Source organism: Chryseobacterium sp. HNCC26DJ239 (genome assembly GCF_057180445.1).
Genome location: NZ_JBXUGJ010000003.1, coordinates 373,592 through 392,887 on the forward strand (window position 1 = coordinate 373,592; position 19,296 = coordinate 392,887).

The following is a 19,296-nucleotide window of genomic DNA, read 5'->3' on the forward strand; positions in this document are numbered from 1 at the left end:
GAAATCATGCAAAAGAAAGTATTAAAAGTAAATCCTAAAGACAACGTTATTGTAGCGTTGCTGGATTTAGCTGCCGGAGATTCAGTACATCTTGATGGTGCAGATTATACGATTCTTAAAGACATCAAAGCAAAACATAAATTTGCAGCGGTAGATTTTTCTGAAGGCGACGCAATCATTATGTATGGTGTTATCGTTGGGAAAGCCAATCAACCAATTCTAAAAGGAGAGGTCATTACCACAGAAAATGTAAAACACCAAAGCGCAAAAGTGGAAGGTAAAACCGAAACTCTTGGCTGGACTGCCCCAAATGTTGATAAATGGAAAAACCGTACTTTCATGGGATATCACCGTGAAGACGGACAAGTGGGAACAGAAAATGTTTGGTTGTTCTTCCCATTGGTGTTCTGTGAAAACAAAAACATCGAAACTCTTAAAGATATTTTCGAAAAAGAATTGTTGCACGATAAAGCCAGCAAACATCAACTATTATTAAGGTCTTTACTAAATGGTGGTGAAACCGCGGAAGTTGCAGTAGAAGAGGAAGAAGATACGAGAGTATTTAAAAATATCGACGTAAGATTCATCACGCATCAAGGAGGTTGTGGTGGTATTCGTCAAGATGCCGAAGCTTTGGGAAGATTGTTTGCAGGATATGTAAATAACCCGAATGTTGCCGGTGCAACAGTTTTAAGTTTAGGTTGCCAAAACCTTCAGGTGAAAATCTTTATGGATGCGCTTCATGCGTTAGCTCCGAATAACAAAAAGCCAATCGTTGTGTACGAACAGCAAAAGTCTGGAACGATTGACGAGATGTTAACCGGTGTTATTAAAGATTCTTACGAAGGAATAAAACAAGCCAATAATATTGAAAGAAAACCTGCCCCAATTACCAAACTGAATATCGGTTTAGAATGTGGTGGTTCTGATGGTTTCTCAGGAATTTCGGCAAACCCTGTTTTGGGAGAAGTTTCAGATATTATGGCGGCAGTAGGCGGTACAACCATGCTTGCAGAATTCCCTGAATTGTGCGGAGTAGAGCAGGAGTTGGTAAACCGTTGTGTAAAAGATGAAGATGGAGTAAAATTCTTACAGTTGATGAAAGATTTTGAAAAATCTGTTGTAGCAGCAGGTTCCGGTTTTGATATGAACCCGTCACCGGGAAATATTAAAGATGGTTTAATTACCGATGCCATGAAATCTGCGGGAGCTGCAAAAAAAGGCGGTGCTGCACCTATTGCGGATGTCTTAGACTTTACAGAATATGCTACAAAACCAGGCTTAAACCTTCTTTGTACACCAGGAAACGACGCAGAATGTACAACAGCTTTGGTGGGTTCTGGTGCAACCGTAGTACTTTTCACCACAGGATTGGGAACACCAATGGGAAATCCTATTTCGCCAGTCGTGAAAATTTCTTCAAACACGGTTTTAGCAGAAAAAATGCCGGATATTATCGATTTCAATGCAGGAACGGTAATTAGCGGAGACCAAACAATTCCGGAAGCGGCAGACGAACTTTTAGAGTTCATCATGAAAGTAGCAAGTGGCGAAGTGAAAACCAAAGCCGACCTACTCAATCAGAATGATTTCATTCCATGGAGACGAGGTGTCTCTTTGTAATGGTAAATTATATTAAATATTAGGGTTGAAAATGCTTCTTACTACGGTGAGGAGCATTTTCTTTTTGGGCTAATTTTAAAGCTTTTTAAACACAAACTTCGACAAGCTCAGTATCCGCAAATGTTTTTCACCAATAAACACAAAGAAGTATTCAATAGAAACGGGCTTTAGCCCGTTTAAATTATGATGTGTGAAGATTGTCTTTAGCCCAATATTAAAAGTATATAATGCTTGTAAATTTTTTTCTTTAATTGAGAGTGTACGGACGAGATTTTTACTCTGGCTTTCCGAATAATATTTACTTTTTTTGAGGTTTTTATTTTTTCAACAACATCATTCAAAAAGCTTTGCGTAAACAAATGTTTGTTGCGAATGAACATGAATTTAGTTCTTAATATTATTCTGTTTTTGATACTTAAAACAAAGTTTTATGTTTTGCTGTTTTAACTCTGCTAATTTTAAGCAAAAAGGAGATTTTTGTTGATTTTTATATGCTTTACATAGCTGTTTTTTATTGAGATTTAATTTTAAAGCAATTTTTTTGGTCTCTTTTTTTTCTATCATTTATCTTTTTTGTATAAAATAATTTTGTAAAAAATTCAAATTAAGTATTTTTCAAGTTAAATTATTTATTATTGTTTTATATTTTTCATAAACTATTTATTGTTAATTTATTTTGTTAAATATGGTATATTTTTTGCAAAATATTTTGTTTTAAATGGTGAATTATTATTAATTTTACCATCTAAATAATTGATGATTTTTTTGTCAGTTAAATAATCAAACAAGCAGGCTTTGTCTGTGCTTTATCACTCAATACCGATATGAAAATTTCTAATGCAGGGCGAATTAAGCTCTTGGCTTATGTTATGGTGGTTTTTATCACGATGGCTTTATTTGTCTCTCTTTTTACCCGTAGTATTTACGTAAACCTTGCCTTGTACGCGAGTGTTGTTTTATTTCTTTTAGCTTTTCTTAGATTGAAAAGTACAGAGTTGGATAGCTCTGGAAGTTGCTTTACGGTTCGTAGAAGACATCCTTTTAAGGAGAAAGGTTATATAAGACCGGAGGTGGAGTTTCCTATTTCTTCGGTGCAGGAAGTTTTTGTAAGAAAGGCGGCTCTTTCTTGTAGATTTAATGTTAAAATTCACTCTCAAAATTCTGGAAAGAATTTTAGAATTAATTTGCTGTTGTTTGATCAGAAAAAACTTGAGAAATTACAGGCGGTAATTCAAAACGATAAGCAGTTTCTTTAAACTTTAGGGTAAGTTTTTTTTTTAAACGAGACTTTCGGCAAAAATTTTTTATGCTGAAGGTCTTGTTTTGTTTTTTTTAGTAGGATTTTTAAGAGTGATTTAGTGTAGTAATAATCAATTATTTAAACAAATAATTTTCGGATAGTTTTAATTCGTGTTAAAATGATCAAAAAAAATCTTATTTTAGTGAAAGATTTAAAACTAAATCAGAATGAGTAAAATTTTTTTAGTAGATGACGATCCTTTTTTTGGCGAAATGCTAAAATACCATCTTGAGCTCAATCCTGATTACGAAATTTTTTTATACAAAACGGCCAAAGAATGCCTTTCTGAGCTTTACCGAAATCCTGATATTATTTGTATAGATTTTGGTTTGCCAGATATTCAGGGAGATGAGCTTTTTAAACAGATAAAAAATATTTACCCCAATTTACCAATTATTGTGATAAGCGGGCAAGAGAATATTTCGGTTGCGATAGATTTTCTTAAGCAAGGCGCAAAAGATTATATCGTAAAAAATGAGCACACAAAAGAGCTGCTTTGGAATGCTATTATTCGAATTAGAGAGACTATTTCCTTAAAACAGGAGGTTGAAGATCTGAAAGGAGAGTTAGAGAAAAAATATAGCTTCGAAAATACAATTATTGGGCAGAGCGATTCTTTAAAAGCTATTTTTTCTAAAATAAGCAAAGCTTTAAATTCGAATATTAATGTTTCGATTACTGGCGAAACGGGAACGGGTAAAGAAGTAGTAGCAAGAGCAATTCACTACAATTCTTCGCGTAAGAATAAGCCTTTTGTGGCTATAAATATGGCGGCAGTTCCTAAAGAATTAATGGAGAGTGAGTTTTTTGGCCATGAAAAAGGTGCGTTTACAGGAGCAAGTGAAAAATCTATAGGGAAATTTGAACAAGCCAATGGCGGAACTATTTTTCTGGATGAAATTGCAGAGCTTGATTTGAATCTTCAGAGCAAATTACTTCGCGCTTTGCAAGAGAGGGAAATTATTAGAGTAGGAGGAACTCAAAGAATAAAATTAGATGTGAGGCTTATTATTGCAACTCACAAAAATTTGGCAAATGAGGTAAAAAAGAACAACTTTAGAGAAGATCTTTACTATCGTGTTATGGGGCTTCCAATAGATTTACCACCACTTAGAGATAGAGATCAGGATACCCTTATTTTGGCGAAACATTTTATCGATATGTTTGCGAAAGAAAACAAATGTAAGCCGCTAAATTTATCTGAAAGTGCAAGAAAAAAACTGCTTAAATATAGCTTTCCGGGCAATGTTAGAGAATTGAAGTCGGTTATAGATTTGGCTTGTGTAATGGCAGAAGGTAACGAAATTTTGGCGGAAGATATAAGCTTCTACAGCCTTGAAAAAGAATCTGATGTGTTTCTAAACGAACAAAAAACCTTGAAACAATATACAACAGATATTATTCTTCATTATTTAAAGAAAAACAATAATGATGTCATTAAAACTGCAAAAATTCTAGACATAGGAAAATCTACAGTGTATAACTTAATAAATAGTGTGCATCAAAAAAAATTAAACAATAACTAAATGAAAGTTGCCAAATTACTTTTTGCAAATAAAAAGTGGAAATTTGAGAGGAACGACGACGGGTTAGACTACCAAGAAGCACAACTGGTATTGGGATACGGCTGTAGGAAAATTTTGGAAGAGCCTGATTTTTTTTCTTTATTAAAAAGCAAGTTTCCTAATGCGGAAATTGCTTTATCGTCTTCTTCTGGAGAGATTTTTTGCAGCGAAGTATATGATGAAACAGTAGCCATTACGGTTATTGGGTTTTCGTCTACCCAAATAAAAACGGCAGAAATTGATATTAAAGATTATAAAAACAGTTCTAAAGCTGGAAAAGCACTCATTTCAAAACTTCCCCATGAAAACCTGAAATGGGTTTTTATTTTATCGGATGGAAGCGAAGTGAATGGAAGCAAACTTGTAAAAGGCCTTAATGAAGGCAGGCCCGATGGAGTTTTAATTTCTGGGGGTTTGGCGGGAGATGGTGATAAGTTTGAGCAAACTGTTGTGGGGTTAAATAGAGCTCCCGTACCCAATAAAATCTTAGCGATTGGTTTTTATGGCGAGAAATTAGAGCTTTCTCATGCTTCATGTGGTGGTTGGGAGAGTTTTGGTTTGGAGCGTACCGTAACAAGATCTCAAAATAATATTCTGTCAGAAATAGATCATAAAAATGCATTAGATCTATATAAAAAATATCTAGGCAAATATGCGGAAGATCTTCCGAGCTCAGCTTTGCTTTTTCCCCTTTCCCTAAAGGTGGATGAAGATTCTACGCCGGTTGTGAGAACAATTCTCTCCATAAATGAAAAAAATAATATGATGATTTTTGCAGGTGATCTGCCAAAAGGAAGTAAAGTGAGATTTATGAAAGCCAATACAGATAGGCTTATAGATGCAGCAAGCGATGCGGCAACAGAATGTTTGAAACTAAGCCCAAATCCCAAACTGGCAATGGTTGTAAGTTGTGTGGGGCGTAAGTTGGTTTTAGGAGAGAGAGTTGGCGAAGAGGTCGAGATTGTGAGGAATGTTCTGGGTGAAGACTCTATTGTTACTGGGTTCTATTCTTATGGTGAAATTTCCCCGTTAAGACCTTTCGGGAAATGTGCTTTGAACAATCAAACCATAACTATTACAACCTTAAATGAAATCGAATAACAATGGAAAATAATCTTCACAATCTACTGCAAAGACAGATAGGAAAGTATCTCTCGGAAGATTGCATGAGTGATCCTCGGTTAAAAGATTTTATCAATGCGGTAAACGAATCTTACAAATCTTTTACTCGTGATAAAGAGCTCATGGAACACGCTTTCGAAGAGAGCGAACAAGAATATAAAGTACTTTACAATGATCTAAAAAAACAAAACGAACTAAAACAGGAGTCTATTTCTAGTCTGTACGGTTCTCTTCAGTTGTTAGATCCTAGTTTCGAAATAAAAAAGACAGAAGATCTCAAAGAACTATCTTTTTACCTTGCCGAGCAATTAAAGGAAAGGAAAAGAGTAGAAGATAATATTAAAAGACAGGAAGAAAAATACCGAAACATTATCGCTAATATGAATTTAGGACTCATTGAGGTAGATAATGATGAGATTATTAGATATGCCAATCAAAGTTTTTGTGACGTTTCGGGGTTTGAGCTGGATGAAATTATTGGTAAAAATCCTTCCAAATTATTCGTATACGGAGAGAATAATTTTCAACTTGTGGAAGAGCAGATTCAGCTTAGAGAGAAAGGAATTTCTAGTGTTTATCAACTTCCGATTAAAAATAAGAGAGGTGAGCTGAGATGGTGGGCAATTAGTGGTGCACCAAATTACGACGATCACGGCAATCTTTTAGGTTCAATTGGGATTCATCTCGATATTACAGAGCATAAAAAATTAGAAAAAGATCTTATTCAGGAAAAAGCAAAAGCGATCGAAGCTTCTAAAGCGAAAGAAGTGTTTTTAGCCAACATGAGCCACGAAATCAGAACACCGCTCAATGCAATTATTGGTTTCCTGAGAGAATTAAAAAGACTTGATCTAAGCGTTACTCAAACTCAGTTTGTTGATAATAGCTATAATACTTCGCAACATCTTTTATCTATCATTAACAATATTTTAGATATTTCTAAAATTGAATCAGGCGAAATGTCTTTAGATAATCACGCTTTTTCTCTCAAAGAGAGTATTCAGAATGTTATTAAAATTTTAAAACCAAAAGCAAGGCAGAAAAAAATCAGTTTAGATGCGGTATTCTCAGAAAATTTATATGATGAATTAAAAGGTGATTCGCTTAAAATTGAGCAGATCTTATTCAATATTATTGGAAATTCTTTGAAATTTACAGATAAAGGAGAGATTAAAGCTGAATGTAGTGTTCTGAAAGATTTTAAAAATCATCAACATATTTCAATTTGTATTACCGATACTGGAATTGGAATGAGCGAGGATTATGTAAGGCATATCTTCAAAAAATTTAATCAGGAAGACGGTTCAACCTCAAGAAAATACGGTGGTACCGGGCTTGGAATGGCCATTACTAAAGAACTTATTGGTCTTATGAATGGTGAAATCATGATTCAAAGCGAGAAAAATATAGGGACTAAGATTACCATCGTTCTTGATATGGATAAGAGTAAAGAAAAATCTTCTGCTAAAAATGTAGAAAAAAAAGAAGATATTTCTATTCAGGGAGTTAATATTTTGTTGGTTGAAGATAATGAGCTGAACCAACTTGTAGCAGAAAATTCTCTAAAACATTTCGGTTGTTTGGTAACAAAAGCAGATAACGGTAGAAAAGCGGTAGATATTCTTGCAGAAAAACAGTTCGATTTAATTTTGATGGATATACAGATGCCAGAATTGGATGGTATCGAAGCCACAAAGATCCTTCGTAATGAATTTAATCTTACCACTCCAATTATAGCTCTTACAGCCAATGCATTTAAAACAGAAATAGACAATTGTATTGCAGTTGGGATGAATGGCTATCTTACTAAGCCTTTTAATGAAGAAGATTTACTTCAAATAATTTATAAACACGCAAAAGTACAAGCAAAACCGCGAAATAATGATACTGTTGTAAAGCAAACACTGTATGATTTAAGAAATATAAAAGCATTGAGCCGTGGTGATGATGCTTTTGTTCAGAAAATGCTGTCCATTTTTATTACTCAGATAGAAGAAACCATGCCATTGGTAGAAAATGCTTTTGAAAATGGTGATTATGCTGAAATTGCAAGGCTTATACACAAAATAAAACCAAGTATTGATGGTTTTGGTATTCATTCTATTCAGGATAATGTAAGAAGTTTGGAAGTTCAGGCAAAAGAACATAAAACTGAGCTCCCGGAATTATACACTTTGTTTGAAGAAGTAAGGAATATTCTTGCGACCGCTATTGAGCAAATGCAATGCGAAGTAAAATAGAAATGATAATTTTCCAAAATATGGAACAAATCTGTATTTTGGAAAATTAATTAAAATTAAGATGTTGAAAATCAGTGTTTTAATTTAAGGAATAATTGTGGATGTATTGTTTTCAAATAGAAAAAGATGGAAACAAATAATCACAACTTAAAATTTTTTGTAGTTGATGACGATAGATTCTGCACTACTGTTTACGAGCAACATCTTAAAAATCATCAGTATGAAGATGTTACCTCATTTAGCAGTGGGGAAGAATGTTTAGATGAGCTTTACCAAAATCCAGATATTATTTTTCTGGATCACAACATGGAAGATCTAAATGGTTTTGAAGTTTTAAATAAAATAAAACGTTACGATCCCAACATCTATGTAATTATGGTTTCAGCGCAAGAAAATATTGATACCGCAGTAAATGCACTTCGATATGGAGCTTTCGACTACATAGTGAAAGACGCCAATGTTTGTGATAAAATGACTGCTACAATAGAAAAAATTATAAAAATAAGAGAAGAAATTTCAGATGGTAAGTTGAATAATTTACGAAAATTCTTTTCGGTTTTATTTTAAAATTTTATGTTTAGACACCTCATCATATCGTCCTTTTTTATCTTTCTTTTGGTTTCCTGCAAAACCTACAATGTTTTGGAAGAAGAGCAGGCTACTCGAAGTATGCAGGATTTCAGCTATGATCCCAATTACGAGTACAAAATTCGAAAAGACGATAAAATTACGCTTTCTGTTTGGGGGCAGGATGATCTGAGTGTAGGTTCTGTATATGGTATTTATAACTCTAATGAAGTCTACGGAAAGTGGCTTTTGGTAGATAAATTCGGAAATATCGAAATCCCAAGATTGGGAACCACTTCTGTCGTTGGAAAATCTGTACCTGAGCTTAAAGAAGAGATTAAAACCAAACTAAAAAAATGGCTGGTAAACCCCATTGTAGACGTTAAAGTTCTCAATAAAGAAATTGCTGTAATGGGCGAGGTAAGAAATCCTGCGGTAATACAGGTAGATAAAGACCAAAATACGTTGCTCGAGTTGGTTTCCAAAGCAGGCGGATTTGAAATGTACGCCAATCTAAAGCTCATAAAAATTCTCAGACAAGAAGGAGAAAACGTACGAGTAACCAATATCGATCTTACCCAAATGAAAGATGTTCCCAACCAGAATATAATATTGCATCCAGGAGATTATATAATTGTTCCGTCTAAGAAAAGTAAAGATTTCGACAAAAGAATTTCTACCATCATTCCTTTTGCCACCGTTACTTCTGCTGCAGCTATATTATTGGGATTATTATAAAAACTATTACCATGAACAGCGAAAATGTGCGTTTTCTGAAACCATTATTACGAGGGTTACCTTTGGTAATTTTGGCTATGATTATTTCGGTTTTGGCGGCAAAAAAGTATCTAAACTACGTTACGCCTATGTACGAAAGTACAGCAAAGCTGAAGCTTGCAGATACGCAGGAAGGTGTTCCCAGTGCAAATTTGTTCAAAGATTTTGATGTTTTCGCTACTGCAAACAAAATAAGTACAGAGATTGAAGTACTGAAATCTACTTCTTTAATCGAAAAAACATTAGAGAAACTTCCTTTTTCAACAGAAATTTATCGAATTGGAAAAATGCGTTCTGTGGAACTTTTCAATGATTCTCCTGTAAAAGTGGAAGGAACATTCGATAACAAGAAAAATTTTGATAAAAAATTTGTTTTACACGTTAATTCTAGTCAGAATTTTACGCTCGCAACTTCGGCAGATTCTACTAAAGAAATTAAAGGAACCTTCGGAATTCCTGTTACAATTCCTGGTGGGAAGATTTTAATTACCAAAAATGAAAACTATTTAAATACTAAACCAGATGCAAAGATTATCGACCATTATCAGTTTGAATTTCTAAGCAGAGAAAAACTTTTAGAGAAAATAAATAAAAACCTTGATATTGTTTCGGTAGATAAAGACGTTCCCGTTATCAGAATTAACTATAAAAGCAATATTCCCGAGAAAGCCAGTCTTTTGGTAAATACCCTCGCCGAAACGTATATTGAAGAGTATATCGAGAGTAAATACCGCGCTGCAAATACAACCGTAGATTTTTTGAAGGATGAAATTGGACAAGCCAATCACAAGCTTTCTGATGCTGAAAATCGCATAGAAAATTACAGAAATAAAGAAAATATCATCAATATTCCGCGGGAAACAGAGACCGATTTAAGGAAGATCTCTCAGCTGAAAATTCAGAAAAGTAACCTTAAAATGAATCTTGATGCAATTAAAAATTTAAACAGCTATATCGCAGAAGGAAAAGATAATTATCTCGACTTGGCAACCAATTTTGAAGCTTTCAATGATCTTCTTTCAACCGAAATGGTTAAAAATATGAAGCAGCTTCAAGCTGAGAAAAAAGAACTTCTCTTAACCTACACCCCAGAACATGAAAAGGTGAAAATAATAGATTCTAAGATAAAAGATCTTACCGATTATCAAACCGAAAGTATAAGGAATACACAGAAAAATCTAGAGATAAAATATAATGATATAGACCGCGATATTCAGATTGCAGAGCAGGCTTTCATTGGTTTGCCAGAAAAAGAGAAACTCCTCAATATCATGAATCGTGAATTTAATCTCTACGAAAAAAACTACAATTTTTTGAATGAAAAAAGAATAGATGCAGAGATTGCAAAATCTGCAAAAATATCTTTTCATAAAATTATAACGAGAGGAGAGCTTCCGACGCAGCCAGTTTCGCCAATGAGATCAATAATTATTATTGTTGCGGCGATTATGAGTATGATTGGTGCGATTATTTTGATCTATGCAGTACATTTTGCAAAAGCAAAAGTAAACGATGTGTACACGATTGAAAAAAACAGCGCAATTCCGGTAGCTTTTACCACGCCTTTCATTAAGAATAAAGAAAAAGTAATGCATCATTTTCTTGAAAATGTTTTGGAAATGGAACTTAAGGAAATTGTAAAAGAAAAGAATATTATCTGTATTACTTCTTTCGATAAAGCAAAACAGCATGCTTTTCATTCAAAAAATATTATTAAAGCTCTGCAGGCGCAGTCTAGAAAAGTTTTGGTAGTAGATATTGTAGGAAATTTAGAAGATGTAAAAGCAAATGGGTATCTTAATTTTTCTGCCGAAGAAAATTTACAGCTTACAGCTTTGGAAGTAAAAAACCTTCTTCAAAATAAAATGGCTGAAAATGATATTTGCATCATCAATAATCAGTCGATAAAGCAAGGAAAGCTCCCTCTGCTTTTTCTGAAATTGGCAGATCAAAATCTTTTTGTACTCGATAGTCGTAAGACTGCTGCAAAAAGCATTATGAATGTAGAACTTTTAAAAGACGAATACCAACTTGAAAATCTTTGGTTCGTCTTGAATAAAGAAGGGTACAACCCAAGTTTGATTACTACGATTACAAGTTTTACAAACAAATATAGATCGTGAAAACAATTACAGCGATTCTAAAGAAACCATCTTCTCTGGTTTTTACAGATCAGCTCATTTTTAGCGGGAGCAATTTTGTACTAACTTTTGTACTCGCCAGAAAACTGGGGATTGCAGATTTTGGTTTATTTTCTTCTGTACTTTTGGCTACGTATCTTCTGGTAGGAATCTGCAATTCGGTACTTGTACAGCCCTTTCAAATTTCTGTAGCAAAAAAATTCACTAATAAGTCTTTAGGATTTGTTTTGCAGAGTTTACTTGTATTACTTGGTGTTTTTGCTTCGCTCATGTTTTTGGTGAAATTATTACCTTTTTCTTCAATTGGTTTTTATAAAACACATTTCTTATCAATCGTTACCTTTAGTTCTGCGTATATTTTACAGGATTTTTTACGAAAAATTCTACTCGCTTTAGACCGAGTGAAATTGGTTCTTATGATTGATTGTATTTTTCTTATTGTTTTTCCGGTTATTTGGTTTCAGGAAGATCTTGATTTGAAACAGTCGCTTTTTGTAATTGGTATCGTAAACGGAATCGCATCACTTCCTGGAGCGTGGTTTTGCATTAAAAATTCAAAATTTAGTTTTAAAAATAAAGAACTTTTTAATTATCATTTCAAAGAAGGAAAATGGCTTTTCAGTGCGTCTGTTTTACAATGGTTTTCGGGGAATTTTTTCACTTTGGTTGCGGGCGTTTATTTGGGTATAAATGCATTGGGGGCGTTACGTTTGGTGCAGTCGTTCTTTGGCATCATCAATGTAATTTTGCAAACCGTAGAAAATTATTACCTTCCTAAAACGGCAAAGCTCTATTTTCAAAATAAAACAGAAGAAAAGAAAGAATTGTACCTGAATATGCTAAAAGGAATGATGGTTTTAGCAACTGTTATTACAGGTTTTTTTATGTTTTCAGATTCTATTATGGTGCTTATTGGCGGCGAAAAATATGAGCAATATGGTTTTGTTGTTAAGTTGGTGTCTGTTCTGTATTTTGTTATTTTATACAGCTACCCTGTTCGTATTTCGATTAGAGTAATGGAGCAGAATAAAGCATTTTTTGTGGGATATTGTATTTCCTTTGTATTTTCTGTTGCCAGTTTTCATTTTTTACTAAAATATGGAGCTTTGTATGGTGCAGTTGCAGGTCTTTTAATCAATCAAATTGTAATGATTGTTTACTGGAAGATTCTTCTCTATAAAAAACAGATCTCATTATGGGCGTAGTACATTTAATTTTAGGAAAAGCAAATCCTGAAAAAATGAACGGCGTAAATAAAGTCGTCCATAATATTGCTACAAAACAGGCAGAAAATAACGAATCTGTTGAAGTTTGGGGGATTTCTGAAAATACAGATATAAACTATCCTGAAAGATTATTCACGACTAAAATTTTTGAAAGAAACATCAACCCCTTTTCTATTCCAAAAAATTTAAAAAAAGAAATTATAAAAAGTGATCCAGCCACTGTTTTCCATTTTCACGGAGGCTGGATTCCTGTGTTTTCTTCTCTCGGTAAATTTTTGCACAAAAATCAACGAAAATACGTTGTTACACCGCATGGAGCTTACAATATAGTCGCTATGGAAAAAAGTGAGCTTAGAAAGAAAATGTATTTTCATTTTTTTGAAAAGAATTTCATAGAAAATGCATCAAAAATACATTGCATTGGCGAAAGTGAAATAGATGGACTTCAAACCATTTTTCCCAATAACAAAAGTATATTAATTCCTTATGGTTTTGATAGTATAAATACCTATTCTTCTATTAATATAGATAAAAAAGAAATCATCTTTGGCTTTGTTGGAAGGCTTGATATTCATACAAAAGGGCTTGATATTTTAGTCGAAAGTTTTGCTGAATTTTGTAAAGAATATCCTAATTCCAAATTTTGGATTATTGGGGATGGTAAAGAGAAAAATGATCTTCTTGCGTTGATTAATCTTCATCAAGTATCCGATAAAATTATACTTTTTGGAAGTAAATTTGGTGCTGAAAAGAATAATTTGATCCAAAAAATGGATGTTTTTGTACATCCTTCCCGAAACGAAGGTTTGCCGGTTTCGGTAATAGAAGCTGCGAATTTTGCAAAACCCTGCATCGTAACAAAAAACACCAACATTGGGTATCTTATCGATAAATATAATGCGGGTATAAACATTCCTTTTCCCGATAAAAAGCTCCTTACACAAGCTTTTCTTGATTTTTTTGAAATCTGGAATCACCAATCCAAATATGAAACGCTTTGCCAAAATTCAGTGAAAATGGTAGAACAGGCTTTTGATTGGAAGAAAATTCTTCTCGAAATGAAAACAAAAATTTATAACTCCTGAAAATGGAATCTCTGTCGCTTCAACATCAACAATTTTTAAAAAAGCTAAACAATCAATTGTTTATCGTTTTGCTTTTAATGGTGGCGTGTTTTTTTACGTGGAGCGAAAATGTAGCGATTACAAGAGCTATAAAAGTGGTGGGAAGAATGGGGGTAATGTTTTCTTCGATACTCATTTATCAAAAAATTATCAATTACGGCAGCGTTAATTCTTTAGTGTATAAAAACATTTTTTCGCCCATTTTATATATGGGGTATCTCACTTTAGGTTTTATATCTTTTTCGTGGAGTACCAATCCAGGATTCAGTGCTTTGCAATGGTTTATGACCTTTCAGAGTTTTGTTTTTGCTTATTTCTTCGTAAAAAGTTTAAAGATTTTAGATGTTTATTTTGAAGGACACAATATTAGGCTTTATCATCTTTTAGGGAACACTGTTTTTGTTCTTCAACTGGTTTTTGTTATCGGAATGTGGGTAAATCCGGATGTTTTTTTTAGACTTACAGACGGCGGCGAGGAAGCTAGATTGGGCGGTACAATGATGAATCCCAACGAACTTGGTATGTTGGCTGGAGTAGGTTGTGCGTGTCTTATTTTCGATTTGTATAGGTTTAAGAACAAAATCTGGACAATTGTGAAAATCTTGGTTATCATGTATGCTCTTTATATGACTGGTTCCAGATCTTCATTAATTGGCGTTTTACTTATTATTTTTTTTCACATTAATCAAACCAAGCAAAAGACTTTAAAATTCGCAATCATCGCACTTGTTGCCGCAGTAGCTCCTTTTGCGGTATATACCGTAATTTTGAAAGGTGGCGATCAGGAAAGGCTAGAAGAGGTAATGAGTCTCACCGGAAGACTTCCTTTTTGGCAGGCGTTAATTACCGAGGGTTTGCCTAGAGAACCGCTTTTAGGATTCGGTTTTATGAGAATAGACTACAAAGAATTTTTCCAAAGCGCACACACTTATCCCGGAAAAATGACACACAATACATTTATGCAGGTTTTAATGAATTTGGGTTTTGTAGGATTTACGATTGTTCTTTTTCAGGTTTTCTTTACCGTAAAATCTATTTTAACCGAACAAAAAGAATTAAAACTAATGTTGATTGGAATTCTTATCCCTATTGTTATCAACTCTTTTACAGAATTCGGAATTTTTGGGGAAAGTAATTATGGTATTTTGTTTTATCAGATCATTATATTTTCTGTTGCATTCCGTAATAATGAACATCTTACGAGATTACAAAAGATTGTTCTTCGAAAGAAAAGACCAGAGCTTTTGACTTGAAAATATTTCCAAAGTACAAGGAATATTCCATATTTTGGAATTTATTCTAATGTTATTTTATTTTAAATATCTGAAAATCAATCAATTATAATCGTGGCAAATATTTTTATACTGTTTTGGTATAAGATAGGGTCATGAAAACATTATTCATCCATACTGGTTACAGATTATTCACTGAGCAAGAGAAAGAATGCCAGAAAAAAATCTCCTTCTCCTATATTCTGAATCCTGATGGAAGTGTAAGGTGGTTTTGGAATTCTAATTCTAAAAAGCCCTTGTTTTTAAAGTTTTATAATGCAGGAACTTTTAAAGCAAAATTATTTTCTACTCTTGTGAAAATTGTTTTTGGCTTTGGTCTGCAGAAGCTTTGCTTTAAAAAAGAGACAGTATACTACATCAAAGGAGAAGAACCTTTATTTGATATAGAAGGCGATTGGGCAATTTTTACCGGAACGGTAGGCCCTAATAATAAGGCACTTCTTTTTGCCAATGGATTTTTTTATAAAATCGCAGAAACAGAGAATGCTAAAAATCTCATCAAAAAAGAATTTATTAATAGTAAATATGCGCGAAACAGCAATCAGTATATAGCGCCGAAGGTTTTTCTTCATAACGATCATGTCTTACAGATTAAGGACATTTCTGAAGAAGGACGCAGAAAAAGTAAGTTTGGTTTGGTTCATGCAAAAGCCCTTCAAGGTATTAAAGAAAAATACCAGGGAAATTGCAGAGTTTTAGATTGGGCCCATTTTCAACATCTTAAAGAGGAGTCTAAAAACACAAATGATACAAGAGTTTCTCTTAGTCTCCTTAAAAAAATAAGTGTGGTGTTGAGTAATATTGATGTAAATGAAAATGTGGCCCTCTCTTTCTCTCATGGCGATTTTACGCCGTGGAACTGCTTTGCTAAAAAAAATATGTTGGCGGTTTACGACTGGGAACTTGCTCGGTTTGATCGCTCAAAAGGTTTTGATTTTTTTCATTTTATTATTCAAAACGGAGTTTTAATCGAAAGAAAGCCCTGGAAAGAAATTTATGAAGAAATAAAAGCAAAAAATGCAATAGCGTTTCAGTTTAACAATAGAGATTTAGAAAAGTATCTTAAGTTTTATTTGCTTATCAATACTTTGTCTTACCTTAAAATATATTCTGCTCAAGAAAAATGGCATACCCAGGTTCATTGGCTGTTGCAGACTTGGTCTGAAGCTTTGAATATCTTCCTTACTGAAAATTACACAGAAAGACAGCTTCTCATCATGGATGTTTTTGATTGGCTTGCCCAAACTAAGTACGCTACATTGAAATTTATTGAGGAGGAGCCAGAAAAATTAAACCTCAATTCAGATATCGATTTAGTGATTTCTTCTCAAGATTCAGAAAAATTGATCCATTATTTGTCGCTTCATTCACTTGTACGCAATGTTTACGTGGTAAGAAAATCTTTTATGAAGTCGGTAAGAGTGGTTACGTGGCAGAACCAGATTTTGAATTTAGATTTAATTTTCCAATTTAAATGGAAGCATCTTCAAATAATGAGTGTGGGCAAAATTCTGAAAAGAAGAATACAAAACACTTTTGGAGTTTATAAAGTTTCTGAAAGAGATACGGCTCGTTTTATAGACCTGTTTTATACTTTAAACCGATTCGATATTCCGGAAAAGTATCAATCTTTCGTTTCCGAAAAATTAAAGTCTTGGAAAATATCAGACAGAAAAACAGAGCTTAAAGTTATTAAAAGAGAAAAAGTAAATAGAGGTTTCAGCTTTGTAAAAAATACTTTTAATTATATAAAAGACTCATTCGCAGAAAAAGGTTTTGTCGTTACATTCAGTGGTGTAGATGGGGCGGGGAAATCTACGGTAATCTCGGAAGTCTCTGAACTTATCGAAAAAAGATACAGAAGACCAGTAAAGGTTTTAAGACACAGACCTTCTTTACTCCCTATACTAAGTGTATGGACGAAAGGTAAAGAAAAGGCACATCAAGACGCTGTAAATTCGTTACCGAGACAGGGAACAAATAAAAGCGGTTTTTCATCACTTTTAAGGTTTGCATATTATTATACAGATTACATTTTAGGCCAGTTTATTATTTATCTTAAATATGTTTCGAGGGGGAAAATAGTTTTATATGATAGATATTATTTCGATTTTATCGCAGATGCAAAAAGAAGCAATATTAAGCTTCCAAAATCTGTAACCGAGACAGGATATCATCTTCTTCTGAAGCCTAAGTTTAATTTTTTCCTGTATGCAGAACCAGAAAAAATATTAAGCAGAAAGAAAGAGCTTTCTTATCATTCCATTTGTGAACTTACAAAAGAGTACAACCAGCTTTTTACTAAACTGGACAAACAAAACCAGAAATCTAAATATCTGGCTATAGAAAACAATGATCTCGATACCACTTTGGGTACAATTATGAACACTATAATTACCGCAAAATGAGAACAATAATTGAGAAAATCGTACAACTCAGAAATCCTAGTTTTTTCATAGATAATTGTGTGGGCTCCAGAGCGATCTTACAGCTGAGTTGGGTTCAGCTCTGGAGTTTTTTAAGAGGTTTAAAAGTAATATTTCTTCTTAAAAATCCAAAAGCAATGCTCTTAGGAAAGAGAGTAAGTTTCTTCAATATTTCTAAAATTACTTGGGGGAAATTCTTAAGATTAGGAAACGACGTATATGTTTCTGCATTAGCAAAACAGGGAATTGAATTTGGAGACAATGTTTCCATTGGCGCTTTCAGTAGAATTATTGTATCAACTTCTTTTAACAACATCGGAGAGAAAATTAAAATAGGAGACAATGTTGGGATAGGAGAGTTTGCATATCTCGGTGGTTCTGGAGGTTTGGAAATTGGGGATGAATGTATTGTTGGGCAATATTTAAGCTGTCATCCCGAAAATCATAATTACGAAGATCTACATACTTCAATAAGACACCAAGGTGTTAATAGAAAAGGTATTAAAATAGGGAAAAACTGTTGGATTGGAAGTAAAGTAACCATTCTCGATGGCGTAGAAATTGGAGACGGCTGTATTTTGGCAGCAGGAAGCGTTATTACGAAGTCTTTTCCAGCAAATAGCATCATTGGAGGTGTGCCCGCAAAACTTTTAAAAACAAGAACTCATGAATCATACTATTCTAGCGACTTGCTATGCCGTAAATCCGTATAAAGGTTCTGAAGATGCGATGGGTTGGAACTTTGTTTACCAAATTGCACGCTTCCGAAAAGTAATTGCCGTAACCCGCGAAAATAACCGCTCTCATATAGAAAAATATATGTCGGAAAATCCGGATCCTGTTTACGAAAATATGGAGTTTCTTTATTTCGATTTGCCATACTGGATGCGGTTTTGGAAGAAAGGAAGTCGTGGCGCAATGCTGTATTTTTATCTTTGGCAAAAAGGAATTATTTCTTTCATAAAAAAGCAGAATTTAGATTATGATATTGTTCATAATGTGAATTTTCACAATGATTGGACGCCAAGTTTCCTTTGGAAGCTCAATAAACCGATGGTTTGGGGGCCAGTTGGGCATCATCCCTTAATTCCGAAACAATATTTGAAGGATTATTCTAAAAAATATTTAATTAAAGACCGACTTACTTGGTTGGTGAAAAATTTATTCTGGAAGTTTTCAGGTTCGCTACACAAAACCGTGCAGCATTCTAATCATATTTGGAGCATGAATAGTGGTGTTCCTGAAAAGCTTAATCTCAGTGAAAATAAATTTTCTCTCTATCCTTCAGTTGCTTCCGAGGATTTTTATCAGAAAGATGAAATTTCTCAAAAAACAGATTTTACCGTGATAAGTGTAGGGAGATTTGTTCCCTTAAAAGGATTTGATTTAACGATAAGATCTTTTGCCACTTTTGTAAACCAGCTTTGGGAAAGAAACAAAACGCAGTGCAAGTTGGTTCTTGTGGGAACAGGCGATCAAAAACCTTTCTACGAAGCTTTGATTAAGGAGAATAATATGGAAAATTTCATAGAAATTATCGAATGGATAGACCGAAAAGACCTTATGAAAATGTACGAAAAATCTTCTGTTTTTCTTTTTCCTTCGCACGAAGGAGCCGGAATGGTGGTTCCGGAAGCGCTTTCTTTCGGTTTGCCTGTCGTTTGTCTGGAAAATGAAGGACCGGGAGAATTTATCGATCAGAAATGTGGTTTTACAGTGCCGCAACAAGGATATGGTGAAACGGTAAAAGAACTGAGTAATGCTTTGCTTAGACTTTTTTTAGACAAAAGTTTACAGAAAAAACTGAGCTTAGGAGCAAGAAATAAATATTTGGAAAGATTCTCTTGGGAAAAAAGAGGAGAGCATCTTAACGCAATTTATAACCAAATCTGA

General features: G+C 33.8%; 15 protein-coding genes. 14 read left to right on the forward strand and 1 reads right to left on the reverse strand.

Features of this window, described 5'->3' with window-relative positions; all coding sequences use genetic code 11:
• Positions 1-6 precede the first annotated feature (6 nt).
• Positions 7-1,623 carry a UxaA family hydrolase gene (locus AC2A1D_RS08360; RefSeq protein WP_484043175.1) on the forward strand — a complete coding sequence of 539 codons (1,617 nt, stop codon included), beginning with the start codon at positions 7-9 and terminating at the stop codon, positions 1,621-1,623.
• A gap of 384 nt (positions 1,624-2,007) precedes the next feature.
• On the opposite strand, the gene AC2A1D_RS08365 is transcribed toward AC2A1D_RS08360, so the two are convergent.
• Positions 2,008-2,187 carry a hypothetical protein gene (locus AC2A1D_RS08365; RefSeq protein WP_484043176.1) on the reverse strand — a complete coding sequence of 60 codons (180 nt, stop codon included), beginning with the start codon at positions 2,185-2,187 and terminating at the stop codon, positions 2,008-2,010.
• 260 nt (positions 2,188-2,447) lie between these two features.
• Between AC2A1D_RS08365 and AC2A1D_RS08370 the strand changes: the two genes are divergently transcribed.
• From AC2A1D_RS08370 to AC2A1D_RS08430, 13 genes are all read left to right on the forward strand, one after another.
• The gene (locus tag AC2A1D_RS08370) at positions 2,448-2,879 is read left to right on the forward strand and encodes a hypothetical protein (RefSeq protein WP_484043177.1); all 432 of its coding nucleotides are present in this window, start codon (positions 2,448-2,450) and stop codon (positions 2,877-2,879) included.
• 211 nt (positions 2,880-3,090) lie between these two features.
• Positions 3,091-4,449, forward strand: a complete 1,359-nt coding sequence (locus AC2A1D_RS08375; RefSeq protein WP_484043178.1) for a sigma-54-dependent transcriptional regulator — start codon at positions 3,091-3,093, stop codon at positions 4,447-4,449.
• Complete coding sequence (locus tag AC2A1D_RS08380; protein ID WP_484043179.1) at positions 4,450-5,589, forward strand: FIST signal transduction protein; 1,140 nt, start codon at positions 4,450-4,452, stop codon at positions 5,587-5,589.
• 2 nt (positions 5,590-5,591) lie between these two features.
• Positions 5,592-7,850, forward strand: a complete 2,259-nt coding sequence (locus tag AC2A1D_RS08385; RefSeq protein WP_484043180.1) for a PAS domain-containing hybrid sensor histidine kinase/response regulator — start codon at positions 5,592-5,594, stop codon at positions 7,848-7,850.
• Between the two features lie 126 nt (positions 7,851-7,976).
• The gene (locus AC2A1D_RS08390; protein ID WP_484043181.1) at positions 7,977-8,417 is read left to right on the forward strand and encodes a response regulator; all 441 of its coding nucleotides are present in this window, start codon (positions 7,977-7,979) and stop codon (positions 8,415-8,417) included.
• Between the two features lie 6 nt (positions 8,418-8,423).
• Positions 8,424-9,155 carry a polysaccharide biosynthesis/export family protein gene (locus AC2A1D_RS08395; RefSeq protein WP_484043182.1) on the forward strand — a complete coding sequence of 244 codons (732 nt, stop codon included), beginning with the start codon at positions 8,424-8,426 and terminating at the stop codon, positions 9,153-9,155.
• An 11-nt stretch (positions 9,156-9,166) separates the two neighbouring features.
• Positions 9,167-11,317, forward strand: a complete 2,151-nt coding sequence (locus tag AC2A1D_RS08400; protein WP_484043183.1) for a GumC family protein — start codon at positions 9,167-9,169, stop codon at positions 11,315-11,317.
• Complete coding sequence (locus AC2A1D_RS08405; RefSeq protein WP_484043184.1) at positions 11,314-12,540, forward strand: lipopolysaccharide biosynthesis protein; 1,227 nt, start codon at positions 11,314-11,316, stop codon at positions 12,538-12,540. The genes AC2A1D_RS08400 and AC2A1D_RS08405 overlap by 4 nt, the downstream gene beginning before the upstream one ends.
• Entirely contained in the window at positions 12,531-13,646 is a 1,116-nt protein-coding gene (locus AC2A1D_RS08410) for a glycosyltransferase family 4 protein (RefSeq protein WP_484043185.1), read from the forward strand. Before AC2A1D_RS08405 ends, AC2A1D_RS08410 begins: the two co-directional genes overlap by 10 nt.
• Before the next feature lie 2 nt (positions 13,647-13,648).
• Positions 13,649-14,938 carry an O-antigen ligase family protein gene (locus AC2A1D_RS08415; protein WP_484043186.1) on the forward strand — a complete coding sequence of 430 codons (1,290 nt, stop codon included), beginning with the start codon at positions 13,649-13,651 and terminating at the stop codon, positions 14,936-14,938.
• Positions 14,939-15,072: 134 nt separating this feature from the next.
• Positions 15,073-17,385: a nucleoside/nucleotide kinase family protein gene (locus tag AC2A1D_RS08420; protein ID WP_484043187.1), complete on the forward strand. Its 2,313-nt coding sequence runs from the start codon at positions 15,073-15,075 to the stop codon at positions 17,383-17,385.
• On the forward strand, positions 17,382-18,116 hold the full coding sequence (locus AC2A1D_RS08425) for an acyltransferase (RefSeq protein ID WP_484043188.1): 735 nt from the start codon (positions 17,382-17,384) through the stop codon (positions 18,114-18,116). Before AC2A1D_RS08420 ends, AC2A1D_RS08425 begins: the two co-directional genes overlap by 4 nt.
• A complete protein-coding gene (locus AC2A1D_RS08430; protein WP_484043189.1) occupies positions 18,070-19,296 on the forward strand; it encodes a glycosyltransferase family 4 protein in 1,227 nt (408 codons plus the stop codon). The genes AC2A1D_RS08425 and AC2A1D_RS08430 overlap by 47 nt, the downstream gene beginning before the upstream one ends.